20 protein-coding genes and 1 other RNA gene are annotated in these 23,258 nt (G+C 57.7%); 13 read left to right on the forward strand and 8 right to left on the reverse strand.

The window, feature by feature from the left end:
* Positions 1–40: 40 nt before the first annotated feature.
* Positions 41–922: an SNARE domain-containing protein gene (locus FCS96_RS02960; protein ID WP_138438738.1), complete on the forward strand. Its 882-nt coding sequence runs from the start codon at positions 41–43 to the stop codon at positions 920–922.
* Here the strand turns inward: FCS96_RS02960 and FCS96_RS02965 are convergent, their stop codons facing one another.
* A complete protein-coding gene (locus FCS96_RS02965) occupies positions 923–1,810 on the reverse strand; it encodes a chemotaxis protein (protein WP_138438739.1) in 888 nt (295 codons plus the stop codon).
* Positions 1,811–2,008: 198 nt separating this feature from the next.
* Positions 2,009–2,605 carry an exopolysaccharide biosynthesis protein gene (locus FCS96_RS02970; RefSeq protein ID WP_138438740.1) on the reverse strand — a complete coding sequence of 199 codons (597 nt, stop codon included), beginning with the start codon at positions 2,603–2,605 and terminating at the stop codon, positions 2,009–2,011.
* A 427-nt stretch (positions 2,606–3,032) separates the two neighbouring features.
* Here FCS96_RS02970 and FCS96_RS02975 point away from each other — a divergent pair, with 427 nt between their 5' ends.
* Positions 3,033–4,727 carry an EAL domain-containing protein gene (locus FCS96_RS02975; protein WP_138438741.1) on the forward strand — a complete coding sequence of 565 codons (1,695 nt, stop codon included), beginning with the start codon at positions 3,033–3,035 and terminating at the stop codon, positions 4,725–4,727.
* 57 nt (positions 4,728–4,784) lie between these two features.
* Here the strand turns inward: FCS96_RS02975 and ssrA are convergent.
* The 3 genes from ssrA to smpB form a co-directional block, all read right to left on the reverse strand.
* Positions 4,785–5,149, reverse strand: a transfer-messenger RNA (tmRNA) gene (ssrA, locus tag FCS96_RS02980).
* A gap of 89 nt (positions 5,150–5,238) precedes the next feature.
* Entirely contained in the window at positions 5,239–6,669 is a 1,431-nt protein-coding gene (locus FCS96_RS02985) for a WS/DGAT/MGAT family O-acyltransferase (RefSeq protein WP_138438742.1), read from the reverse strand.
* A 140-nt stretch (positions 6,670–6,809) separates the two neighbouring features.
* Positions 6,810–7,289, reverse strand: coding sequence for an SsrA-binding protein SmpB (gene smpB, locus FCS96_RS02990; protein ID WP_138438743.1), 480 nt, complete (start codon positions 7,287–7,289; stop codon positions 6,810–6,812).
* Between the two features lie 180 nt (positions 7,290–7,469).
* Between smpB and FCS96_RS02995 the strand changes: the two genes are divergently transcribed.
* The 3 genes from FCS96_RS02995 to FCS96_RS03005 all read left to right on the forward strand — a co-directional run bounded on the left by FCS96_RS02995 (position 7,470) and on the right by FCS96_RS03005 (position 9,883).
* The gene (locus tag FCS96_RS02995) at positions 7,470–9,092 is read left to right on the forward strand and encodes a sodium-dependent transporter (protein ID WP_138438744.1); all 1,623 of its coding nucleotides are present in this window, start codon (positions 7,470–7,472) and stop codon (positions 9,090–9,092) included.
* Positions 9,093–9,158: 66 nt separating this feature from the next.
* On the forward strand, positions 9,159–9,602 hold the full coding sequence (locus FCS96_RS03000) for a type II toxin-antitoxin system RatA family toxin (protein WP_138438745.1): 444 nt from the start codon (positions 9,159–9,161) through the stop codon (positions 9,600–9,602).
* The gene (locus FCS96_RS03005; protein ID WP_138438746.1) at positions 9,602–9,883 is read left to right on the forward strand and encodes an RnfH family protein; all 282 of its coding nucleotides are present in this window, start codon (positions 9,602–9,604) and stop codon (positions 9,881–9,883) included. Before FCS96_RS03000 ends, FCS96_RS03005 begins: the two co-directional genes overlap by 1 nt.
* Positions 9,884–9,893: 10 nt before the next feature.
* Here the strand turns inward: FCS96_RS03005 and FCS96_RS03010 are convergent, their stop codons facing one another.
* The gene (locus tag FCS96_RS03010; protein WP_138438747.1) at positions 9,894–10,220 is read right to left on the reverse strand and encodes an outer membrane protein assembly factor BamE; all 327 of its coding nucleotides are present in this window, start codon (positions 10,218–10,220) and stop codon (positions 9,894–9,896) included.
* Positions 10,221–10,342: 122 nt separating this feature from the next.
* Here FCS96_RS03010 and fur point away from each other — a divergent pair, with 122 nt between their 5' ends.
* Complete coding sequence (gene fur, locus FCS96_RS03015) at positions 10,343–10,753, forward strand: ferric iron uptake transcriptional regulator (protein ID WP_138438748.1); 411 nt, start codon at positions 10,343–10,345, stop codon at positions 10,751–10,753.
* Between the two features lie 88 nt (positions 10,754–10,841).
* Here fur and recN read toward each other — a convergent pair whose 3' ends face one another.
* Complete coding sequence (gene recN, locus FCS96_RS03020) at positions 10,842–12,521, reverse strand: DNA repair protein RecN (protein ID WP_138438749.1); 1,680 nt, start codon at positions 12,519–12,521, stop codon at positions 10,842–10,844.
* Between the two features lie 286 nt (positions 12,522–12,807).
* Between recN and grpE the strand changes: the two genes are divergently transcribed.
* The 7 genes from grpE (at position 12,808) to greA (ending at position 22,631) form a co-directional block, all read left to right on the forward strand.
* Entirely contained in the window at positions 12,808–13,410 is a 603-nt protein-coding gene (grpE, locus tag FCS96_RS03025; RefSeq protein ID WP_138438750.1) for a nucleotide exchange factor GrpE, read from the forward strand.
* 90 nt (positions 13,411–13,500) lie between these two features.
* Positions 13,501–15,417, forward strand: a complete 1,917-nt coding sequence (gene dnaK, locus FCS96_RS03030; RefSeq protein ID WP_138438751.1) for a molecular chaperone DnaK — start codon at positions 13,501–13,503, stop codon at positions 15,415–15,417.
* A gap of 79 nt (positions 15,418–15,496) precedes the next feature.
* Positions 15,497–16,630 carry a molecular chaperone DnaJ gene (gene dnaJ / locus FCS96_RS03035; RefSeq protein WP_138438752.1) on the forward strand — a complete coding sequence of 378 codons (1,134 nt, stop codon included), beginning with the start codon at positions 15,497–15,499 and terminating at the stop codon, positions 16,628–16,630.
* Between the two features lie 25 nt (positions 16,631–16,655).
* Positions 16,656–17,456: a 4-hydroxy-tetrahydrodipicolinate reductase gene (gene dapB / locus FCS96_RS03040; RefSeq protein ID WP_138438753.1), complete on the forward strand. Its 801-nt coding sequence runs from the start codon at positions 16,656–16,658 to the stop codon at positions 17,454–17,456.
* A 250-nt stretch (positions 17,457–17,706) separates the two neighbouring features.
* Positions 17,707–18,837 (forward strand): glutamine-hydrolyzing carbamoyl-phosphate synthase small subunit, encoded by a 1,131-nt coding sequence (carA, locus tag FCS96_RS03045; RefSeq protein ID WP_171040653.1) that lies wholly within the window; start codon positions 17,707–17,709, stop codon positions 18,835–18,837.
* Positions 18,838–18,928: 91 nt separating this feature from the next.
* Positions 18,929–22,147, forward strand: a complete 3,219-nt coding sequence (gene carB / locus FCS96_RS03050; RefSeq protein WP_138438755.1) for a carbamoyl-phosphate synthase large subunit — start codon at positions 18,929–18,931, stop codon at positions 22,145–22,147.
* 4 nt (positions 22,148–22,151) lie between these two features.
* Positions 22,152–22,631, forward strand: coding sequence for a transcription elongation factor GreA (greA, locus tag FCS96_RS03055; RefSeq protein ID WP_138438756.1), 480 nt, complete (start codon positions 22,152–22,154; stop codon positions 22,629–22,631).
* Positions 22,632–22,706: 75 nt separating this feature from the next.
* On the opposite strand, the gene yhbY is transcribed toward greA, so the two are convergent.
* On the reverse strand, positions 22,707–23,018 hold the full coding sequence (gene yhbY / locus FCS96_RS03060) for a ribosome assembly RNA-binding protein YhbY (protein WP_138438757.1): 312 nt from the start codon (positions 23,016–23,018) through the stop codon (positions 22,707–22,709).
* Between the last annotated feature and the right edge of the window lie 240 nt (positions 23,019–23,258).

The raw sequence follows: 23,258 nt of genomic DNA on the forward strand, positions 1-23,258 counted from the left end.
CCTGATTTAGTCAGCTATTGAGTCATTAGGAGGTCACTGTATGAGTCAGTCCCTGTTTCGATGCGTGTTCGCAGCTATAGCCCTGTTTGTGCTGGCCGGTTGTAGCCAGCCGGAAACGCCGCAGCAAGTGGCCGAGGCATTCTGGCAGGCCGTCGCTGAAAACGACGCCGATGCCGTCGCCGAATTCTCGACCCTCAGTTCCCCCGACGACTTCGACGGTTTCCGCAAAGACTGGAGCGGCATTGAGCCGTCCTACGGCCGGGTGGTGATTGATGAACGGGAGGCCACAGTAGTTACCCGGCTGCCGCCGGAATACGGTAAAGAAGGTGAGCACCAGGAACTGATCACCTTTCTGATAAAAGAAGCCGAGACCTGGCAAGTGGATTATAGCCGCACCGAAGACGCACTCCTGCGGCCATCAATGTTTGGCAATCTCATGGGCGAGCTGAATAAGCTGGGCGAAAAACTGTCGAGCAGTTTCTCCTCGTCATCGGATGATATCGAAGCCAGTATGAATGAGTTTGCTCGTAACTTTGAGGCCTACTCGGCAGAAGTGGAGCGCAAGACCAAAGACGCGGTTGAGGATTTTGGTGCGCTGATGCAAGGGGCCATCGAAAAGCTGCGGGAGTCAATCAATGAAGCGCTGGAGCAGGGTGACCAGGCAACGCCTGAAGACCGCGTGATTCTGGAGCAGGCGTCCCGTAGCCTGAGCGAAGAAGTTAAGTCGCTGGAAGAACCCACCATGGAAACCCTGGCGGAAGCCAGCCGTACTCTGGCCGAGACCGGGGAGCGGTTCACGCGCCTGAGCGCGCAAACCTACAACCGCTACCGGGATGACTGGGAAGCCCAGTTGGAAGAGATTCGCACCGAAACCAACGCGTTCTTTGCAGACCTGCGCGATAGCCTGAATACCGAAAACTGATTACCGGGCCTGCTCGGCGCCCCGCAACATTGCCTGCAGCAGCTCTTTGGCATCGAACTTGGTGAGCGCCTCATTGGCGCCCACCTGGTTGGCGTAGCTCAGACTCATCTCACTGTTCAGTGAGGTGTGGAGAATCACATAGGGCTGTTTCACGGCCGAGTTGTCGCGAAGATTGAACGTCAGTTCGTAGCCATCGAGCCCAGGCATTTCAATGTCGCTGACCAGGATGTCGATAGGTTTGTTCAGCTCATCGTTGGTCAGCAGAATCTGCAAGGCATCATCGCCGTTGGACGTTACCTGGTAGGAGATGTCCTTGCTGTCCAGGGCATCCGACAGCTGCTTGCGAGCCACCTGGGAATCGTCCACCAGCAGGATGTTGAGTGCCTTCAGGGTTTCGCTCTGAACATCGGTGAGTGCCACATCCTCGACGTGCAGGGATTCCGGATACACCTTCGCCAGCAACAGCTCCACATCCAGCAGCTGGATAATATCCCCCTCCAGGTCCAGCAGGCCGGTGATGAAGGCCCGATCACCCAGCGCCTTGGGGGGTGGCATCACATGCTTCCAGTCAGCCTCGATGATCTGGTGCACACCCCGTACCAGAAAGCCGATTTCCTGGCGCTGTATGTCGGTGATGATGATTGAGGCCTTGGCCTGTTCGTCTGGGGTGAGTGGGGGATGCCCCACGGCGGCTGCCATATCGATGACCGGTACCGCAGAACCACGAAACATGGCGGTGCCGATGACGGCGTGGTGGCTGTGAGGCAGCTTGCTCAAGCGCATGAACGGCAGGATTTCCCGAATCTTCAGGGTACCAATCCCGAACAACCGGGTACCGGACAGCCGAAACAGCAGTAATTTTTGGGCCTGTTTCGTTTTAGTGAGCATAGAATCCAATCCTCAAAGCGACGAAAACCCGCAAGTACGGGCATTCTCTGGTGTAGTGGCGGCTGGTTGAATCGGTTGAGCACGGAGCGCCGATAAGCCAAGGGTATGTCGTCATAATAGCAGCATTGGCCTGGAGCCCGGTTCAACTGCTTTGTTTCAAATGGTGACTAGCTTCCAAGTGGTTATCGGCAGCCTGCGCTATCCCATTAGCCCGATCATCACGGCCCAAAGGGTGCCCCCGGTGATGGTCATGCCAAGTAAGGCCAGTAAGCCATCCTCCACCACCATGGCCATTCCGAACACCATCAGCGCCAGCGCGCCACCGTTGGCGCTGAAGGGCACCACTTCCATTGCTGGCATGGCAGCGGCAACCAGCATGCAAAACACCGCCATCAGGTATTTCCCCGGCCCTCGCACCAGCCAGGTCAGCCGTGGGCGGGTCCAGCGGTCCACAAAACAGGCCGGCTTCTGCATCCAGTCCAGGCCCTTGATCAGCGTTTCCCGAGCTACGCGGCGGTTGGACAGCTTGTTTGGAATCCACACCGATTGACGCTGGAACAACAGTTGCCCGAGTGTCAGCAGTACGACCAATCCCAGCAAAGTCGGCACGCCGGGAATGTCCCCGATCAGCGGGGCGATGGTGATCAGGCCTGCGATCAGCGCCACCGGTCCAAATGAGCGCTGGCCAACCGCCGCCAATAAATCGCCAATGGAGATGTGCTGTTGGCCCTCAGTATGCTCACGCAGGCGCTGGAGTACGTCGGTCAGGCTGGCGGGTGGCTGGGTCTGGTCCATCGCTGGGGTCCGGTTGCCTGTGCTGGTGGGAAAAATCAGAACCTGGTCGGAACTGTGGTTTCTTTTCATTAAATACCGGTGATTGCCTCGTTAACCATTGTGCAGAATTTGTGAAGGTTGCCAAGCGCAGGGTACGATCTCTCACGGAGAGAAACTTCAACACCGTTGCCAGGGGCGTTTGGCAGTGTTTGTTGGACGTCCCAGGCAGGTGTCCGCCACTCTCCCTTTTGGAAAGCAATCACTTACACCCAAAGTCATAGGGCGGTGAGGGCAAATTTCCACTACGCTTCCTTCGTTGCCTGATGATTCGTGTGCTCTGAAAATTAACAATAATCCGAGTTCAAGCCGTTCCCGAATTCTGGGGCCTCCGCCGTTCTGGGCACACGGATTTTTTGAAGAATGCGGGGGTAGTGCTTAGGGGTGAAAAATGAAGGCTCAAGATTTTGTCGTGGCGCCAAAGGAAAGAAAGGTGCTCAGTCTTGGCGGTCAGGGTGCGACTTCCGTAAACATCAGCAAGTTTCTGGTTGTATGTGGTTTGTTGGGCCTTAGTGCGTTCATTGTGTATACCACAGGCGGTACCAAGTACGCATATCCATACGTGATCTTCCTCCCCATCGTTTTAACAGCTGCTTGGTTTGGTTCTATTCCGGCAATCGTAAGCGCACTTGTTGCTGGCGTCCTCCTGGGGCCGTTGATGCCTCTCGATGCGAAAGCGGGCGTGATGCAGTCAACCGATAATTGGCTGATTCGAATTGGTTTCTTTTGCCTGATTGCGTTCTTCACCAGTTGGCTATTTCAGGCGCTTCGCAATTCCACTCTGCGCTTGCTGCGTGAGGTTCAGCTCGACAAAGACACCGGCCTGCCGAATAAAGCGGCGTTGAATGAAGATCTCAGAAGAGTGTTGTCTTTTGCTCGCTCTCAAAAAACGTCGAAGGCCTCGCCGGCGGTCATCCTGATACGCATGCAGGATCTGTGGGAAGTCATTGATGCAATGGGTTCCGAGGCCGCGGAAAAAGTCGTCAAGTCCGTCGCAGATAACATCCGTTCTGCGTTTCGCGCAGAGCACCGAATATATCGTTTCAGCAACTCTGAATTGTTGTTGCTGTTTTTCGCTGAATCGCGGGAAGACGTCGACTCAGCCGCCGGCCTTGTTAGTCGCGTCGGTGAAAAGGAATCAGAAGTCGATGGTCTGCCATTGAGGGTACAGTTAGTCGCTGGTAGCTATTTGGTGGATCAACATGATCTTGCCCCAGAGCTGGTCATCAATCGCGCGCGTACGGGGCTGGTTGCCGCCATTGAAACCAGTCAGTTCTATAAAGCCTATGATCCGGTCTTGGACCGGCAGACAGCAGGACGGGTTCAGCTAATCTCGCGGGTGAGAGATGGCTTGGCAAAGAATCAGTTCACGCTTTTCTATCAGCCCAAAATTTGCCTGAAAACAGGTGAGCATATCGGCAGCGAGGGGTTGCTTCGGTGGTTTGATGACGACGGTAAAATGGTGTTGCCTGGGGTGTTCATGCCAAAGCTTGAGAGCACCACGTTGATTGAGCCCGTTACCCGTTTCGTTATCAGAAAAGCCTGTGAGGATATTGAGCAGTTCAATTTGTCGGCCGTGAGTATTAATTTTTCCACCAAGAACCTGCGGGACGATGCGTTAATTCAGAATCTGGGCGAGATCGTCTCACTCTATGGCGTTGAACCCGGCAAGCTGGAGATCGAAATCACTGAAGGGGCGCTGATAAGTGATCCCGCGCATGCCAAGTTGTCCATTGAACGCCTGAGAGAGCAGGGCTTTCTTGTAAGCTTGGACGACTTTGGTACCGGGTATTCGTCGTTTCAGTATCTCTCCCAGTTACCGCTCTCAGGATTGAAAATCGATCGGGCCTTTGTGATGGAACTGGAGAACAGCGCCCGCGCCCGCACGGTGCTAAGTTCGATGGTGAAAATGGCCCATGCTCTGGACCTCACCGTTACTATTGAGGGCGTTGAGACGGCAGAGCAGTACGACATTGTGACTGAGCTTGGTGCCGACGTGGTGCAGGGCTTCTATTTCGCGAAACCGCTCTCTTGCAAGGACTATCAAGCCTGGGTGTGTGATCGAAAGGTGGACAGCCTGAACTGATTGCTGTCTCAGATAACGAAAAAAGCCCCTGAAATCAGGGGCTTTTTTCTGGGTAGTTGGTGGAGACGGCGGGAATTGAACCCGCGTCCGCCAGTACTCAACCTTGAGAGTCTACATGCATAGCGTCCTTCTATTAATTTAACTTCAAGCGACCCGAAGGTCAGGGTGCAAGAAGCGATCTCTTTATATCTTAGCCGTTAACCAGTGAGCTCTGGGTAACGGAGCATCCCGTAAGCGATGACGTCCTGAGATGTAGCTCTGGGCTACGGGCGACCCAGTCAGGACGACTAGCAGCTTACGCTGCTAGTGCGTAGTTTTCGTCGTTTGCGACTATTGCGTTGCAGCTTTGGATTAACGAGATTGGCTGCCATCTCGACATGCACTCAAGGGTTCGCCACCGGCGTCGAAGCCATGTCGTCCCCTTACCGACAGTATATGTGTCCGGTTTGCCGTACTTCAAGGTTTGTTTCTGTCCATCGCGATTTTGAGGCAGATACTTGTACCTATCCGGTTAGCTCGCCTTGCGTTCAACGGCACCCTGCCGACCAGCCAGGGCAACGTGGCTGAGGGCCTCAAAGCTTTCCTGGAAGTACGCCATGATCTCGTCCGGATCGGCGTGCACGTTCTTGTCCACGGTGATGCCAAACTGCACGGTGCCGGCGTAACTGAAGATGCTCATGCCTATGCCAATCGAGCCGCTCTGGGGTACCCAGAACATCGGCTGGGTGACTTTGCCACCGGCCAGGTACAGCGGCTCTTTCGGCCCGGGCACGTTGGTCAGCACGGCGGAGGCCTTGTTGCTGAGCAATCCGAGGGCGCGTCGCTCCAGCGCGTCGGGACCGCGGCCGAACAGGTCGAGCAGGCTGTAGGTCACCTGGGCCTGGTAGGAGCGCTTCAGGCGGTTCATGTTTTCCTGCACCTGCCGAAAGCACATGAAGGGATCCTGAACTTCCACCGGCAGGTTCACCAGCACCAGGCCGAATTGGTTGCCGAGTCTTTCAATCGGCTGGTTCAGTGGCCTCAGGTTGAACGGGACGGCAACCCGCAGGCCGCACTCGGGCACGGCTTCGCGACGGGCGGCGAAATGGCGCTGCAGGGCCCCGGTGGCGGTGCACATCAGGGTGTCGTTCACGGTGCCGCCGAGGGCTTTGGCGCAGGCTTTCACTTCATCCAGATCTAGCGGTTTGGCCCAGGCGACGTGTTTGCGCCCGCACAATGGGCGCCGCAGTCCGGTCTCTGGCTCGAACGGCGCAAGGCCCAGCTTGAGCAGATCGAATGCGACGCTGCCGGCGGTGGACGCCAGTTTGACAGGATAGTTCGGGTCTTCACGAACCGACTGGATGAAGAGCTTGGTCTGATAGGTTGCGGTCTGAATATTGTCCACAGCCCGGTGCAGGGTGCTTTGTAGCCATGACCGTTTTGGTGCTGGTCGGTTTGGGCTTGCGGCCACTTTCAGCAGCACTGGTTCCGGGGTTTTGTCGGTCAGCGACAGCATCACTCGCACCAGGGAAATACCATCGGCGATGCAGTGATGGATGCGGATCAGCAGTGCGCTACCGCCCTGGTAATTGTCGATGTAGTGCATTTGCCAGAGTGGCCGCCGGAAATCCATTGCGGTGCTGTTCAGATCGCCCACCAGTTTCTGCAATTGGGCCTGGTCCGCCTTGCCGGGCAGGGCAACCATGTGCAGATGGTTGTCCAGATCAAAGGACGGGTCGTCCTGCCAGTAAGCGCGGTCGCCGGTGTCGACTATCCGCTGGCGAAACTGACGGAAACGCAGGAGCCGCTCTTCGAGTGTGCGTCTGAGATGCTTAACGGAAATCGGACGGTCGATCACCAACAGGCTGCAGACCATCATCGGGTTTTCCGGGCTGTCCATGCGCAGCCATGCGCGATCGACGGCCGCCACGGGTGTTCGGGTATGAGAGGGGAGAAGAGACATTTGCACTCCCTTTGCAAGGCCTCGGGAACCCCCGAGTATAGGCCTGATTGAAAATTGTGCAAAGCGAGTGCGAATGCGACATACCTGAGTTGCCATTTAACGCTAGCGTCAGGTATGGAAGAGGCTGGTTTGGCCGGGGATCAGGCGTTGGCGTCGCGCAGAATACGCTGCTTCTGGCGATTCCAGTCGCGTTCTTTCTCGGTGGCCCGCTTGTCGAACTGTTTCTTACCGGTCACCAGGGCGATCTCGCACTTCACCTTGTTCTTCTTCCAGTACAGGGCAAGTGGGATGCAGGTGCGACCGGTCTGGTTCACCTTGCCAATGATCTTGGCAATTTCCTTGGCGTGCAGCAGCAGCTTGCGGGTGCGGGTCGGATCGGCGATCACGTGAGTGGACGCGGTGTTCAACGGCGTGATGTGCGACCCAAGCAGCCAGGCCTCGCCATTTTTCAGCAACACATAGGCGTCCACCAGTTGGGCCTTGCCAGCGCGCAGGGATTTCACCTCCCAACCCAGCAGGGCCAGGCCGGCTTCGAAGCGTTCCTCAATGTGGTACTCGTGTTTCGCCTTTTTATTCAGGGCGATGGTACTGCTCGGCGTTCCGGGCTTTTTCTTGCTCATGAATCAGTTAATCCGGGGTCGGACGAATGAACGAATTGGCCGGCATGGTCGCCGGCAAAACGGCCATTGTAGCTCAGGACTGCCAGACCGGTCACGAAATCGCCGCGATCGGCTTTGTCTGGTCGTGCGTCGGCGAGTCGATCAGCTACAATGTCAGGCCAGAATCGACCAGGGACGCGAATGCCTACGCCGTATCAGACACACATCGGGTCCTTCACCCGCAAATCGACGTTTTTCTGGGCCGCGTTGGGCGCCACTGTCGGGCTCGCCAATCTGTGGCAGTTTCCCTATCTTGCCAGTCTGCACGGTGGTGGGCTCTTTATCCTTATCTACCTGGCTTGCCTGCTGCTGGTGACCTTTCCATTGATGGTCACTGAGGCGGCGTTGGGCCGGTATTCCCGTCATGGCCTGGTGCTGGCGCTCGACGGCTTTGTCCGCACTGCCAAGGCGTCTAATGCCTGGCTCATCGTGGGTCGGCTCGGGATTCTTGCGGCGTTTCTGGTGTTGTCGTTCACTGCCGTGTTTGGCTCCATTGCGCTGGCCTACGTGTTCTATGGCGCGATAGGCAAATTCTCGGGCATTGATCAGGCCGGTGCCACTCAGATTCTTGCCGGACTGGTGTCCGATCCCCGTGAATACCGGATGTTCATGAGCTGGCACGCGCTTTTTCTGGTGCTGGTTATCTGGGTGTCGATCCAGGGCGTGGTCAAAGGGCTTGAGCGCGCACTGAGAGTGGTTGTGCCGGGAACTCTGCTGTTAATGGTGTTGCTGTTTGCGCTTGCGGTTTGGCACGGTCGGGTCGATGGTGCCATTGACCATATTCTGGCAGCCCACCCCGAGGATGTCAGCTTCGCCAGTGTGAAGGCGGCCTTGTTCCACGCCTTCTTCACCCTGGGCCTCGGCATGGGTGTGTGGGCGATCTTTGGAGCCTACACCGCACCGCAGACCCGGCTGAAGCGTTCCATCCTGGCAGTGGTGCTGATGGATACCTTGGTGGCCATCGTCGCCGGCCTGATGATTTTCTCGGTGGCGGCTGGCGGCACCAGCTTTGACGGTGAGCGCGGCTTTGGCTTGCTGTTTGTGTCGCTGCCGGTGACTCTGGCGGCGTTCCCCGCCAGTCAGTTCGTGATTGCGGTGGTCTTTTTGCTGACGGTAATGATTGTCTGGACCACCTCCCTGGCGTTAATGGAGCCAGTGGTGGGCTGGTTCCGGGAATGGACCGGCGCGCCCCGAGGCTGGTCGGCGCTGATCATCGGCCTCGCGGTCTGGTTTGCGGGCCTGGCGTCGCTGTTGTCATTCAATGTTTGGGCCAGTGACCGGATGGCCGGTGCCACGGTGTTTCGCTGGTTGGAGTTGATTACCGGTGGCCTGTTGATACCGGCCGTTGCTATCCTGGTGTCGGTGTTCACCGGTTGGCGGATTACCCGAAGCCTGTCGAGCCAGATGCTGGGCCCGGCGCCCAAGCTGTTTGCCGGTATCTGGTTCTGGGTGATGCGCCTGGTGTTGCCGGTGGTGGTGGCGTACATCGGCCTTCAATACACCGCCTTTTCTCTTACCAATTTGTGTGAATCCGGCAGCGATGGCATCTGGTGCAGTCAGCCTGCCACCGTGCTGTTTGAACCTGGTGAAGAAGCCCTGCTGGAGGAGTCGGCACCTACAGCGCAGCGTGAACCTGATGCGGCTGGTGAGATTCCCGAGGAGGCCGCGCCGGCCGGTGACACAGAGGGAGAAATGCCAGCGAAGGAGTCTGAGCCCGGCGAAAATGCCCCCAAAGACGGCGAGATCCTTTATCATAGCGTTTGATCAATCGTAGCTGGTTGGCTACGCGTATACCTTTTTGAATGTCTGCCAGCAGGACCGTCGGTTTCCATGCCCCATCAGATCGATAAAACAGCCCTTGTCATGCACTCGGCCGAGCGCATGTTCCACCTGGTAAACGATGTTGCCCGTTACCCGGAGTTTCTGCCGTGGTGTGCCAACACTGAAATCCATGAGCAGAATGCGGAGGAAATCACCGCGTCCATGGAGATTGCCAAGGGGGGCGTGCGCCATACTCTGACTACCCGCAATCAATTGCTGCAGCCTGAAGTTATCGAGATGAGCCTGGTGGATGGTCCGTTCCGGAATCTGGCCGGTCGCTGGCATTTCAAACCGCTGAGTGACAGCGCCTGTAAAGTGATCCTGACGTTGGAATTCGAGTTCACGGGTTCGCTGTCGCGCATGGCTTTTGGCGCGGTGTTCAGCCAGGCCGCCACCACCATGGTAGATGCATTCTGCAAGCGGGCGGACCAGTTATATCAGGGGGCGATGTAATGCCCCATGTGGAAGTGGCTTATGCTCGTCCGGATCGGCAGGAAATCGTCCCGGTGAAAGTGCCTGAGGGCACCACTGCGCTTGAGGCGGTGAAGCTGTCCGGCATTGTTGCAATCTTCCCGGAAATCGAGCCCGACGGCATCGACATGGGCATCTTTGGCAAGGTGATCAAAGATCCGTCCGCGCATCCGTTGCGGGAGGGTGACCGGGTTGAGCTCTATCGCCCGCTCCAGATCGATCCAAAGCAGGCGCGTCTGAACCGGGCCAAGAAGAAAGGCTGAGCGCTCCGGCTTAGTAGGCGGGTGTTTCTTCCAGCAGTTGGGCTTCGTAGTGGGAGAACTGGTCGTCGTTGTAGTACACGATGATGCGCTGTTCCTGGATGTCGCCGCCACCACGCTGGAAGGTATACACGTAATATTCCCTGGATGAGTCGATCGGATTCAGCATCAGGGGGGTTCCCATCACTGCATGCACCTGACTGCGGGGGATGCCCGCGGTCAATGCCGTCAGCTCTTCATCGGTCACAATGTTGCCTTGCTGGACGTTGATTTTATACACGCCAGGAAAGGCACAACCGGCCATAATGAGAGTGAGAATCAGAGCTGTGAGCTTTTGCATCGTGGGGGGAAATCCTCTATCTTAAAATCGCCCGCCAGAGGCGGGTGTGGCACGGGGTAACCGTTTCAAGGCGGCTTCATCATACCGGAAGCCGAGAGACACACCAAAGAGTGAATCGTAACATGTCATCTGAAAACACCGAATTACGCAAAGTCGGTCTGAAAGTTACTCTGCCGAGAGTGAAAATCTTCAATATCCTGGAAACTTCCGAAGAGCATCACCTCAGTGCCGAGGACGTGTACAAGAAATTGCTGGAGCAGGGCGATGATGTGGGCCTGGCGACGGTATACCGGGTGCTTACCCAGTTCGAAGCGGCGGGCCTGGTTTTGCGCCACAACTTCGAGGGTGGTCACGCGGTGTTCGAGATGGCCGGCGACGACCACCACGATCACATGGTCTGCACCCAGACCGGCGAAGTCATCGAGTTCGTTGACGAAGTGATCGAAGAGCGACAGCAGAAAATCGCGAAGGAGCATGGCTTCGAGATCGTCGATCACAGCCTGATCCTGTACGTAAAGCCGATTAAGTCGTAAGCAAAAAGTTGTAACCAAAAAAAGGGGCGGGTAATCAGCCCGCCCCAAACAGCTCTCAGGATCGAGAGGGGGATAGTGTGTCTGGTGCCTAGTGGTGGGTTGCCTGTCCCTTTGAAAACATCTCCCGGGCATGCGCAATGGTGTGCTCAGTCATATCCACCCCGCCCAGCATTCTTGCCACTTCATCAATTCTGCCCTGATCATTCAGTGTCTCGATTTTCGAGAAGGTCGCATCCCGTTCGGTGAACTTGCTGACAAACAGGTGCTGGTGGCATTGCGCCGCCACTTGTGGCAGGTGAGTCACGCACAGGACCTGACCGTTGCTGCCCAGTGTGCGCAGCAACCGGCCAACCACCTCAGCGGTACCGCCGCCAATGCCTACGTCCACTTCGTCGAACACCAGAGTCGGTGTAGTTGAGGTCTGGGCGACCACCACCTGAATGGCCAGGCTGATGCGTGACAATTCGCCACCGGACGCCACCTTGGCCAGGGGGCGTGCCGGCTGGCCGGGGTTGGCGCTGACCAGGAACTCAATATCCTGCTGGCCGTGGGGCGCGGGTTCATCATCTTTATTGCGATTCAAGTGAGTCACAAACTCCATATTGGGCATGCTCAGCTGCGCCAGTTCTCCGGCAATGCGCTGGTCCAGCTCCACGGCGGCGCGTTCGCGAGCGTCGGTCAATTGGGTGGCCAGTTCATCAAAGGTCGCCCGCTGGCTGTCCAGTTCCGCTTCCAGTTGCTCAAGGCTGCCGGCACCGCCGTCAAGTTCGGCCAGTTCCGCGCTCAGGCGCTGGTGCAGTTCAGGCAGCTCTTCCGGGCCGATCCGGTGTTTGCGGGCCATCTGGTAAATCGCGCTGAGCCGCTCTTCCACCTCGGCAAGGCGGGCCGGATCGGCTTCGTAATCGTCGACGAAGCGGCGCAGGTTATCGCCGGCTTCGCTGATCTGGATCTGGGCTTCGCTGAGCATTTGCAGGGTGTCGGCCAGCGCGGGTACTTCCACCGGCAGTTGCTCGAGCTGCTGCAGGGCCTGGCGTACCAGTCCGGCTGCACTGGTTTCCTCTTCGGTGCACAGCAGGGCGGCCTGATGGCTGCTGTGCAGCACGGCGTCGGCCTGGCTCAGTTGCGCCTGCTCTTCTTCCAGCTGTTCCTGTTCGCCGTCTTCCAGGGCCAGTCGGTCCAGTTCTTCAACCTGGTAGCGCAATAGCTGCAGCTTGGCTTCGGTTTCGTCGGCGTTTTGCTGGCGCTCAATCAGGCGTTGGCGAGTCTGGTTCCATGCCTTGAAGGCCGCGTGGGTGTCGGCGGCCAGCGGTTCCACGCCGGCAAATTCGTCCAGCAGTTTGCGGTGGGTTTCCTTGCGCAGCAGCGACTGGTGCTGATGCTGACTGTGGATATCCATCAACACGCCGCCCAGGTCTTTCAGGTGTGCAAGCGGGCAGGGCTGGCCATTGATATAGGCCCGCGAGCGACCGTCTTTGCTGATAACGCGCCGCAGGATGCAGTCGTTGTCATCATCGAGCTCGTGGGAGGCTAGCCAGTCGGCGGCTTCCGGAATGTCGGCTACGTCGAAGGTGGCGGTGATGTCGGCACGCTTGGCGCCATGGCGTACGGCGCCGGCGTCTGCTCGGCCGCCCATTGCCAGCCCCAGGGCATCCAGAACAATGGATTTGCCGGCGCCGGTTTCACCGGTCAGTGCTGTCATGCCTTTGCTGAACTGGAGTTCGACCCGTTCGGCAATGGCGTAATTGGAAACTGTCAGCTGTGTGAGCATGCAGGTAACCTCCGCGTCCTTCGAAATGCTGGCATGGCCCTGCCCGATGTTGGGTGCCTGCCGACTACTGTTGGTATATACAGTGACTGTGAATATATACAGGGTTTTTGCTGTTTGCAAACTGTATAGCCCTGAAAATCTGCCGGATTGAATGACGGGGTGGTTGAAACCTGCGAGCGGGGCCCCATATCGAATCGCATCTATATTTTTCCGGCTCGCTGCGGTCGGAAGCCATGTTCAATTGGCCGTCCCGTGATCGGCCACCGGATAGCTAGCAGGAGAACTCATGAGCAACGACGAGAACCGCAACGAACAGGTTGAAGACGAGCTGAAGGAAGCAACTGAAGCTGCGGCTGAAGAAGCGCAGGCCGAAAACGAGGTTGTAGAAGGTGAAGAGTCTGAAGTGGAGGTATTGAGGGCCCAGGTTAAGGAGGCGCAAGAGCAGATGCTGCGTTCACAGGCCGAGATGCAGAACGTGCGTCGTCGTGCCGAAATCGACGTCGAGAAGGCTCACAAGTTCGCCCTTGAAAAGTTCGTCAAGGAGCTGCTGCCCGTAGCCGACAGTCTTGAGAAGGCCGTCGAGAGCACCGAGGGTAAGGAGAACGACGGTGAGCTGGTTGCGTCCATTCGCGAGGGCGTCGATATGACCCTCAATCTGTTCATGAACAGCCTTGGCAAGTTCAACGTTGAGCAGCTTAACCCGGTGGGTGAGCCGTTTGATCCACAGCAGCACGAAGCCATGTCCATGGTGCCGTCACCGGATGCTGAGCCGAACAGCATCGTAGCCGTGGTGCAGAAGGGTTACCTGTTGAATGGTCGCGTTGTGCGTCCGGCCATGGTGGTCGTTGCCAAGGCAGAAGACGCACCAAAAATTGATGAGCAGGCTTGAAAAGCCGATTAAAGCGCCAATATAGCCAGTAACTGGTCAAAGCCGGGGTGATTTCCCCGGGAAAGCATTCAGAAGAATTGGAGTGATTCAATGAGCAAGATTATTGGTATCGATCTGGGAACCACAAACTCCTGCGTGGCCATCATGGATGGTGACAAGGTAAAGGTCATTGAAAATGCCGAGGGTGATCGCACTACACCTTCGATCATCGCCTACACCGACGATGGCGAGACCCTGGTAGGTCAGTCTGCCAAGCGTCAGGCGGTGACCAACCCGCACAACACCCTGTACGCCATCAAGCGTCTGATCGGTCGTCGTTTTGAGGACGACGTGGTTCAGAAAGACATCAAGATGGTGCCGTACAAAATCGCCAAGGCCGATAACGGCGATGCCTGGGTTGAGGTGAAGGGCGAGAAGATGGCTCCGCCGCAGGTTTCTGCAGAAGTTCTGAAGAAGATGAAGAAGACTGCAGAAGACTATCTGGGCGAGAAAGTAACCGAAGCCGTTATCACGGTGCCGGCTTACTTCAACGACAGCCAGCGTCAGGCCACCAAAGATGCCGGTAAGATTGCTGGTCTGGAAGTGAAGCGGATCATCAACGAGCCGACCGCGGCAGCCCTGGCCTATGGCCTGGACAAGAAGAGTGGCGATCGCACCGTAGCGGTTTACGACCTGGGCGGCGGTACCTTCGACCTGTCCATCATTGAAATCGCTGACGTTGATGGCGAGCACCAGTTCGAAGTACTGGCCACCAACGGTGACACCTTCCTGGGTGGTGAAGACTTCGATATGAAAATCATCGAATACCTCGCCGACCAGTTCAAGAAGGACAGCGGTATCGACCTGCGTGGCGATTCTCTGGCGATGCAGCGTCTGAAAGAAGCTGGTGAGAAGGCCAAGATCGAGCTGTCCAGCAGTCAGCAGACCGACGTGAACCTGCCGTACGTGACTGCCGATGCCAGCGGTCCTAAGCACATGAACGTCAAGCTGACTCGCGCCAAGCTCGAGTCGCTGGTAGAAGATCTGGTTCAGCGCAGCCTGGAGCCGTGTAAAGTCGCTCTGCAGGATGCGGGCATGAAGGCCGGTGAAATCGACGAGGTTATCCTGGTCGGTGGTCAGACCCGTATGCCGCTGGTTCAGGAAAAGGTTAAAGAGTTCTTCGGCAAAGAAGCTCGTAAAGACGTTAACCCGGACGAAGCCGTAGCCATGGGTGCTGCCATTCAGGCCGCCGTACTGTCTGGCGACGTGAAAGACGTGCTGCTGCTGGACGTAACTCCGCTGACCCTGGGTATCGAAACCATGGGTGGCGTAGCGACTCCGCTGATCGACAAGAACACCACGATCCCGACCAAGAAGTCGCAGACGTTCTCCACTGCGGATGACAACCAGACAGCGGTAACCATCCACGTGGTTCAGGGTGAGCGTAAGCAAGCCGCCCAGAACAAGTCGCTGGGCCGTTTCGATCTGGCCGACATCCCGCCGGCAGCGCGCGGTGTGCCGCAGATCGAAGTTACCTTCGACATTGATGCCAACGGCATCCTGAACGTGTCGGCGAAAGACAAGGCGACTGGCAAAGAGCAGTCCATCGTGATCAAGGCCTCTTCTGGTCTGAATGACGATGAGATCGAGAAGATGGTGCAGGACGCCGAGGCCAACGCCGAGGAAGATCGCAAGTTCGAAGAACTGGTGCAGACCCGTAACCAAGGCGACGCCATGGTGCACGCGGTTCGTAAGACTCTGACTGAAGCTGGCGACAAAGTCAGCGACAGCGAGAAAGAGTCTATCGAAGCGTCCATCAAAGAGCTGGAAGAAGCCCTGACCGGGTCCGACAAGGACGACATCGAAGCCAAGACCCAGAAGCTGACCGAAGTCTCTTCTGAGCTGGCTCAGAAGATGTACGCGGATCAGGCAGAGCAGGCCGAAGGGCAGGAAGAAGCTCAGGGCCAGCAGTCTGACGACGCCGTTGATGCCGAGTTTGAGGAAGTCAAAGACGACGACAAGCGGTAAATCTGACGTACATCAGGCAGTTGGAAAACGCGGGGGAGTCCCCCGCGTTTTCCGCGTTTAAAAAACAGGGTTTTAAAGCATGGCCAAGCGCGATTATTACGACATTCTCGGTATTTCCCGGGATGCGGACGAGAAGGAAGTCAAGCGAGCTTATCGCAAGCTCGCGATGAAGTATCACCCCGACCGTAACCCGGACGACACCGACGCCGAGAACAAGTTCAAAGAGGCCAGCGAAGCTTACGAGATTCTGGCCGACGATTCGAAACGCGCCGCCTACGACCAGTTCGGTCACGCCGGCGTTGATGGCCAGGCCGGTGGCGGCTTCGGCGGCGGTGGCGGTGGTTCCAGCTTCTCCGACATCTTCGGGGATGTGTTTGGTGACATCTTCGGTGGCGGCGGTGGTCGCGGCCGGACCTCCCGTGGTGCGGATCTGCGCTACACGCTGGAGCTGGACCTGGAAGAAGCCGTTCGTGGCAAGACCGTAGAGATCAAGATCCCGGGGCATCGCGAATGCGATACCTGTGACGGCAGCGGTGCGGAAAAAGGCTCAGCGCCGGAAGCCTGTGGTACCTGTAAGGGTATGGGGCAGGTGCGCATGCAGCAGGGCTTCTTCACTGTGCAGCAGGCCTGTCCGACGTGCCGGGGCTCTGGGCAGGTCATCAGAAATCCGTGCAAGTCCTGTCATGGACAGGGGCGGGTTCAGGAAGAAAAGACGCTGTCTGTGAAAGTACCCCCAGGCGTTGATACCGGTGATCGTATCCGGCTGTCTGGCGAAGGCGAAATGGGTATGGACGGTGGTCCTCCGGGCGACCTGTACGTGCAGATTGCCGTGCGCGAGCATTCGATCTTTACCCGTGACGGCCGCAACCTCTATTGCGAGGTTCCCATTAGCATCGTCGATGCCGCGCTCGGCGGTGAACTGGAAGTGCCGACCCTGGATGGTCGGGTCAAGCTGAAGATCCCGGCAGAAACCCAGACCGGTAAATTGTTCCGTTTGCGCAACAAGGGCGTGAGCCCGGTGCGCGGTGGTCCGTCCGGTGATTTGCTGTGCCGGGTGATGGTCGAAACCCCGGTCAACCTGACCAAGCGTCAGAAGGATCTGCTCGAAGAGTTCCAGCAAACACTGGACGGCGGCGATGGCAATCAGCATGCTCCGAAGAAGACATCCTGGTTCGAAGGTGTGAAAAGCTTCTTCGACGAGATGAAATTCTGACGGCGGATTAAAGGGAAGTGTGATCATGAGGGTAGCAATCATCGGCGCCGCCGGGCGCATGGGTAAGGTGTTGATCGAAGCCGTAGACGGTACCGAGGGCTTGGAGCTGGGAGCGGCGGTGGTCGAGCCGGGCAGCAGTCTGGTAGGTGCCGATGCCGGTGAGCTGTCGGGTATTGGCAAGACCGGAATCCGGTTGGTCGGTACCCTGGAAGACGTGAAAGAGGACTTCGACGTCCTTATCGATTTCACTTTCCCGGATCTGACCCTGGCCAATGCCGAGTTCTGCAAAGCCAATGGCAAGATGCTGGTGGTGGGTACCACCGGTTTGTCTGAAGCAGAAAAACAGCAGTTGGCCCTGGCCGCTGAGTCGGCGCCGGTGGTGTTTGCGCCCAATATGAGTGTTGGCGTTAACGTGGTGCTTAACCTGCTCCAAACTGCGGCGGCAACCCTGGGTGACGACTACGATGTCGAAATCATTGAGGCCCATCACCGCCACAAGAAAGACGCCCCCTCAGGCACCGCGTTGCGCATGGGCGAAGTGGTTGCCGATGCGCTCGGGCGCGATCTGAAAGAGTGCGCTGTGTACGGCCGCGAAGGCTTTACCGGTGAGCGCACCCGTAAGGAAATTGGCTTCGAGACCATTCGCGCCGGCGATGTGGTGGGTGATCATACGGTGCTGTTTGCCACTGAGGGCGAGCGCATAGAGGTGACCCACAAGGCCAGCAGCCGGATGACGTTTGCCAAAGGCGCCATGCGTGCCGCATTGTGGCTGGCCGACAAGCCGGCCGGGCTGTACGACATGCAGGACGTACTTTCACTGAAGTAGGCGCAAAAGCAGGGCCTGGCAATTGAACTGGCCGGTGATTATACATGGACAGAAAGCCGCATTTTTTTTACAATAAGGCGGTTTAACTGCACCAAGCGTGGTTTTAAAAATGCCCGGAGCGCCTAAGTCGTTCCCGGACAACAAAAAGCGGGACGGAGTTTTGACTCCCTCTCGCTTTTTTGCGACCTGAATTTGCGCTTGCGTTCCTGTTCGTGACGAACCGATACGCCACTCGATGAGGATACAAGCCTTGAGCACACCCGCAATCCTAGCACTCGCAGACGGAAGCCTGTTCTATGGCACTGCCATTGGCGCCGATGGAGAAACCAGCGGCGAGGTAGTGTTCAACACCGCCATGACCGGCTATCAGGAAATCCTGACCGATCCGTCCTACTCTCGCCAGATCGTAACCCTGACCTATCCGCACATCGGCAACACCGGTGTGAATGAAGAGGATGTGGAATCTGACCGGGTTCAGGCTGCCGGCCTGATCATTCGCGATCTGCCGTTGATGGCCAGTAACTGGCGCAGCACCGGCAGCCTGGATGAGTACCTCCGAGCCAATAACATTGTCGGCATCGCCGACATCGATACCCGTCGCCTGACCCGCATTCTCCGGGACAAAGGCTCCCAGAATGGTGCTGTGGTTGCCGGCGCCGGTGCCACCGCAGAGCGCGCGCTGGAACTGGCCAAGGCCTTCCCGGGGCTGAAGGGTATGGACCTGGCCAAGGAAGTTACCTCAGAGAAAATCTGGAACTGGACGCAGGGCGAGTGGACGCTCGATAACGGCTACGGTGAGCGCGGCGAAGCCCGGTTCAAAGTCGTGGCCTACGATTACGGTGTTAAGTTCAACATCCTGCGCATGCTCGCTTCCCGCGGTTGCGATATCACGGTGGTTCCGGCCCAGACGCCGGCTGCAGATGTGTTGGCGATGAATCCCGATGGCGTTTTCCTGTCCAACGGCCCCGGCGACCCCGAGCCCTGCGACTATGCCATCAAGGCCATTCAGGAAGTGCTGGAAACCGAAATTCCGGTATTCGGTATCTGCCTGGGGCACCAGTTGCTGGCCCTGGCCAGTGGCGCCAAGTCCATGAAGATGGGCCATGGCCACCACGGTGCTAATCATCCGGTGCAGAACACCGAAGACGGAACCGTAATGATCACCAGCCAGAACCACGGCTTTGCGGTGGACGAGAGTTCCTTGCCGGCTACCTTGACGGCAACTCACAAATCTCTGTTTGACGGCACCTTGCAGGGAATTCGGCGTACCGACAAGGCGGCGTTCAGTTTCCAGGGTCACCCGGAAGCCAGTCCCGGTCCCCATGACGTGGCGCCGCTGTTTGACGAGTTTATCCGGCTGATGGAAGCCCGGACTGCCTGAGGGCAGGTTTCCGGGCCTTGGGGCCCGGGAAAACACGCGCCGCCATTTGTGCTGCAAGAATTCTAAAAGTTGCTGACAGGTTTACCGAGACATGCCAAAACGTACTGATATCAAAAGCATCCTGATCCTGGGCGCGGGCCCCATTGTGATCGGGCAGGCGTGCGAGTTCGACTACTCTGGTGCACAGGCCTGTAAGGCCCTGCGGGAAGAGGGCTACCGGGTGATTCTGGTGAACTCGAATCCGGCGACCATCATGACCGATCCGGTCATGGCTGACGCCACTTACATCGAGCCGATCACCTGGAAAACCGTCGCCAAGATCATTGAGAAAGAAAAGCCGGACGCGCTGCTGCCGACCATGGGTGGCCAAACTGCCCTGAACTGTGCGCTGGACCTGGAAAAGCACGGCGTGCTGGCGGAGCACGGTGTTGAGATGATCGGCGCCAACGCCGACACCATCGACAAGGCCGAGGACCGGGACCGGTTCGACAAGGCCATGAAGAAAATCGGCCTGGAATGCCCCCGTGCCACCATCGCGCACACCATGAACGAGGCCTGGAAGGTCGCCGACGACATCGGCTTCCCCTGCATCATCCGGCCGTCGTTCACCATGGGTGGTTCCGGTGGCGGTATTGCCTATAACCGGGACGAGTTTGAAGAAATCTGTACCCGTGGCCTGGATCTGTCTCCGACCAACGAGCTGCTGATCGATGAATCGCTGATCGGCTGGAAGGAATACGAGATGGAAGTGGTCCGCGACAAGGCGGACAACTGCATCATCGTCTGTGCCATCGAGAACTTCGATGCCATGGGCGTGCACACCGGTGACTCCGTTACCGTGGCCCCGGCCCAGACCCTGACCGACAAGGAATACCAGATCATGCGGAACGCCTCACTGGCGGTTCTGCGTGAGATCGGTGTCGAAACCGGCGGTTCCAACGTTCAGTTCGGTATCAACCCGGACACCGGCCGCATGGTGGTGATCGAGATGAACCCGCGGGTGTCGCGCTCGTCAGCGCTGGCGTCCAAGGCCACCGGCTTCCCGATTGCCAAGGTTGCCGCCAAGCTGGCGGTGGGTTACACCCTCGATGAGCTGCGCAACGAAATTACCGGTGGCGTTACGCCGGCTTCGTTCGAACCCAGCATCGATTACGTGGTCACCAAGATTCCCCGGTTTACCTTCGAGAAGTTCCCCCAGGCCGACGCCCGCCTGACCACCCAGATGAAATCCGTGGGTGAGGTGATGGCCATTGGTCGCACCTTCCAGGAATCCCTGCAGAAAGCCCTGCGCGGCCTGGAAGTGGGCTCTGAAGGCTTCGATGAGATGCTGGAGGACCTGAGCACCGAAAACTCCAAGGAAACCCTGATCCGTGAACTCAACGTGCCCGGTGCCGAGCGTGTCTGGTACATCGGCGATGCCTTCCGGGCCGGTTACACCGTGGACGACGTGTTCGAGCACACCAAGGTTGACCCCTGGTACCTGGTGCAGATCGAAGATCTGGTTCGGGAAGAGCAGGCGCTGAAGTCGGCGGGTAAGGCCGATATTGATCAAGCCACTTTGTTCCGTCTGAAGCGCAAGGGTTTCTCCGATGCCCGCCTGGCTAAGCTTCTGGGTATTTCCGAAGTCAGCCTGCGCAAACTGCGCCACGACCTGAATATCCGTCCCGTCTACAAGCGGGTGGACACCTGTGCCGCCGAGTTTGCCTCCGACACTGCCTACATGTACTCCACCTATGAGGAGGAGTGCGAGGCGGACGCCAGCGATCGCGACAAGATCGTGGTGATCGGTGGTGGCCCGAATCGGATTGGCCAGGGCATCGAATTCGACTATTGCTGTGTGCACGCGGCCCTGGCCATGCGTGAGGACGGCTATGAAACCATCATGATCAACTGCAACCCGGAGACCGTGTCCACCGATTACGACACCTCCGACCGGTTGTACTTCGAGCCGATCACCCTGGAAGACGTGCTGGAAATCATCCACGTCGAAAAGCCCAAGGGTGTGATCGTGCAGTACGGTGGCCAGACACCGCTGAAACTGGCTCGTGGCCTGGAAGCCGCGGGTGTGCCGATCATCGGTACCAGCCCGGACGCCATTGACCGCGCTGAAGACCGTGAGCGGTTCCAGCAGATGATTACCCGCCTGGGCCTGAAGCAGCCGGAAAACGCCACCGTGCGTAGTCACGAAGAAGGCATTCTGGCGGCCCGGGAAATCGGTTACCCGCTGGTGGTGCGCCCGTCCTACGTGCTGGGTGGTCGCGCCATGGAAATCGTCTACGACGAAGAAGAACTGGTGCGTTACATGCGCAACGCTGTGTTGGTGTCCAATGACAGCCCGGTGCTGCTGGACCACTTCCTGAACGCCGCCATTGAGGTCGACATCGACGCCATCTGCGACGGCAAGGATGTGGTCATCGGCGGCATCATGCAGCACATTGAGCAGGCCGGCGTGCACTCCGGTGACTCCGCCTGTTCGCTGCCGCCATATACCCTGTCCCAGCAGGTTCAGGACGAAATGCGCGACGCGGTGAAGAAGATGGCCATCGAGCTGGACGTGGTGGGCCTGATGAACGTACAGCTGGCGTGGCAGGACGGTGAAGTCTATGTGATTGAGGTCAATCCAAGGGCGTCCCGGACGGTTCCGTTTGTGTCCAAGGCCATCGGTGTGTCTCTGGCCAAGGTGGCGGCGCGCGCCATGGCCGGTGTTTCGCTCGCTGATCAGGGCTTCACCAAGGAGATTATCCCGACCTATTATGCGGTGAAGGAGTCCGTGTTCCCGTTCAACAAGTTCCCGGCTGTTGACCCCATCCTCGGGCCGGAAATGAAGTCCACCGGCGAAGTCATGGGCCTGGGCGACAGCTTTGACGAGGCCTTTGCTAAGGCCGCGTTGGCCGTAGGTGAGCGTCTCCCAGTGCAGGGAACGGCCTTTATGTCGGTTCGGGACGTTGACAAACCGGAGGCGGTGAAAGTCGCGCGCGATCTGTCTGACGCCGGTTTCAAGCTGATTGCCACCACCGGAACGGCCAAGGCCCTGAAAGACGCCGGCATCGAAGTCGATCGGGTGAACAAGGTCCGCGAAGGTCGTCCACACATTGTGGATGCCATCAAGAATGGTCAGGTTCAGTTGATTATCAATACCACTGAAGGTCGCAAGGCAATTTCGGATTCGGCGCAGATTCGCCAGTCCGCATTGCAGACCAAGGTGACTTATACAACCACACTGGCGGGCGGCGAAGCCTTCTGTCGGGCCATCAAGTTCGGCCCGGAGCGCACTGTACGTCGCCTCCAGGATCTTCACGCAGGAAAGTAAGACTATGGCTGACAGAGTACCAATGACTACGGCGGGCGAGACCCGCCTCCGTGAGGAGCTTCAAAAGCTGAAGTCGGAAGATCGCCCGCGGGTGATCGCGGCCATCTCTGATGCCCGTGAGCACGGCGATCTAAAAGAAAATGCGGAATACCATGCCGCTCGCGAGCAGCAGAGCTTCATCGAAGGCCGCATCCAGGAAATCGAAGGCAAGCTGTCCGCGGCTCAGGTGATTGACGTCACCACCATGGACAACACCGGCAAGGTGATCTTCGGCACCACCGTGCATCTGCTGAACATGGATAGCGATGAGCAGGTGGTTTACAAGATCGTCGGTGAGGACGAGGCCGACATCAAAGGCGGCAAGATTTCCATTTCATCCCCGATTGCTCGCGCCCTGGTGGGCAAAAGTGAAGGCGATGTCGTGGCAATTCGTGTGCCCTCGGGCACCGTGGAATACGAAATCGAAGAAGTGGAATACGTCTGATCAGGCGCAGGTCCACAAAAAAGCCGGCCTGGGGTGATCCAGCCGGCTTTTTTTATGCCCGTATCGCGCCTGCGGTCAGTTCTTGTAGCGCTGCAGGTTGGACAGCTTCGGGTTCGGCTTCTTGGCCCGACGGAGGATAACCGCAATCTTGCCAATGGACTGAACCAGTTGTGCGCCAGCTGACTCACACAGGGCGTTGACGGCTTCCTGGCGAGCTTCACGATCCGGGTTGGCGATCTTGATCTTGATCAGTTCGTGGTCGTTGAGCGCGCGCTCGAGTTCTTCCTGAAGTCCTTCGGACAGGCCCTTGTCACCAACAATGATGACCGGCTTCAGGTTGTGGGCAATGGCCCGGTATTCCCGGCGCTGTTCCGGTGAAAGGCTCATGATGTAATCTCTTTATCGGTGCAATTAACAAAAGGTCAGCGTGATGACGCTGGCAAATTCGTACAATGTGGCGATTGTAACAGATCGCTATTGGGTAAAAATGGCTGTTAACACTTACGGAGCGCGGGTTGTGTCTCGAGTCGCCGGAGAAGTCGGGAAAACGCTGCATTTTTCCGGGCTGGCCGGTTGTTTGAAGGCGAGCCTGTTGTAATTTCAGATTCTGCGCCCACTATGTGGTTA

Source organism: Marinobacter alexandrii (genome assembly GCF_005871205.1).
Classification (GTDB): Bacteria; Pseudomonadota; Gammaproteobacteria; order Pseudomonadales; family Oleiphilaceae; genus Marinobacter; species Marinobacter alexandrii.

What these genes read in the sequence shown, in the direction of transcription:
- FCS96_RS02960 (WP_138438738.1), top strand. Translation starts at nt 41, where the DNA reads ATGAGTCAGTCCCTGTTTCGATGCGTGTTCGCAGCTATAGCCCTGTTT.
- FCS96_RS02965 (WP_138438739.1), bottom strand. Translation starts at nt 1,810, where the DNA reads ATGCTCACTAAAACGAAACAGGCCCAAAAATTACTGCTGTTTCGGCTG.
- FCS96_RS02970 (WP_138438740.1), bottom strand. Translation starts at nt 2,605, where the DNA reads ATGGACCAGACCCAGCCACCCGCCAGCCTGACCGACGTACTCCAGCGC.
- FCS96_RS02975 (WP_138438741.1), top strand. Translation starts at nt 3,033, where the DNA reads ATGAAGGCTCAAGATTTTGTCGTGGCGCCAAAGGAAAGAAAGGTGCTC.
- FCS96_RS02985 (WP_138438742.1), bottom strand. Translation starts at nt 6,669, where the DNA reads ATGTCTCTTCTCCCCTCTCATACCCGAACACCCGTGGCGGCCGTCGAT.
- smpB (WP_138438743.1), bottom strand. Translation starts at nt 7,289, where the DNA reads ATGAGCAAGAAAAAGCCCGGAACGCCGAGCAGTACCATCGCCCTGAAT.
- FCS96_RS02995 (WP_138438744.1), top strand. Translation starts at nt 7,470, where the DNA reads ATGCCTACGCCGTATCAGACACACATCGGGTCCTTCACCCGCAAATCG.
- FCS96_RS03000 (WP_138438745.1), top strand. Translation starts at nt 9,159, where the DNA reads ATGCCCCATCAGATCGATAAAACAGCCCTTGTCATGCACTCGGCCGAG.
- FCS96_RS03005 (WP_138438746.1), top strand. Translation starts at nt 9,602, where the DNA reads ATGCCCCATGTGGAAGTGGCTTATGCTCGTCCGGATCGGCAGGAAATC.
- FCS96_RS03010 (WP_138438747.1), bottom strand. Translation starts at nt 10,220, where the DNA reads ATGCAAAAGCTCACAGCTCTGATTCTCACTCTCATTATGGCCGGTTGT.
- fur (WP_138438748.1), top strand. Translation starts at nt 10,343, where the DNA reads ATGTCATCTGAAAACACCGAATTACGCAAAGTCGGTCTGAAAGTTACT.
- recN (WP_138438749.1), bottom strand. Translation starts at nt 12,521, where the DNA reads ATGCTCACACAGCTGACAGTTTCCAATTACGCCATTGCCGAACGGGTC.
- grpE (WP_138438750.1), top strand. Translation starts at nt 12,808, where the DNA reads ATGAGCAACGACGAGAACCGCAACGAACAGGTTGAAGACGAGCTGAAG.
- dnaK (WP_138438751.1), top strand. Translation starts at nt 13,501, where the DNA reads ATGAGCAAGATTATTGGTATCGATCTGGGAACCACAAACTCCTGCGTG.
- dnaJ (WP_138438752.1), top strand. Translation starts at nt 15,497, where the DNA reads ATGGCCAAGCGCGATTATTACGACATTCTCGGTATTTCCCGGGATGCG.
- dapB (WP_138438753.1), top strand. Translation starts at nt 16,656, where the DNA reads ATGAGGGTAGCAATCATCGGCGCCGCCGGGCGCATGGGTAAGGTGTTG.
- carB (WP_138438755.1), top strand. Translation starts at nt 18,929, where the DNA reads ATGCCAAAACGTACTGATATCAAAAGCATCCTGATCCTGGGCGCGGGC.
- greA (WP_138438756.1), top strand. Translation starts at nt 22,152, where the DNA reads ATGGCTGACAGAGTACCAATGACTACGGCGGGCGAGACCCGCCTCCGT.
- yhbY (WP_138438757.1), bottom strand. Translation starts at nt 23,018, where the DNA reads ATGAGCCTTTCACCGGAACAGCGCCGGGAATACCGGGCCATTGCCCAC.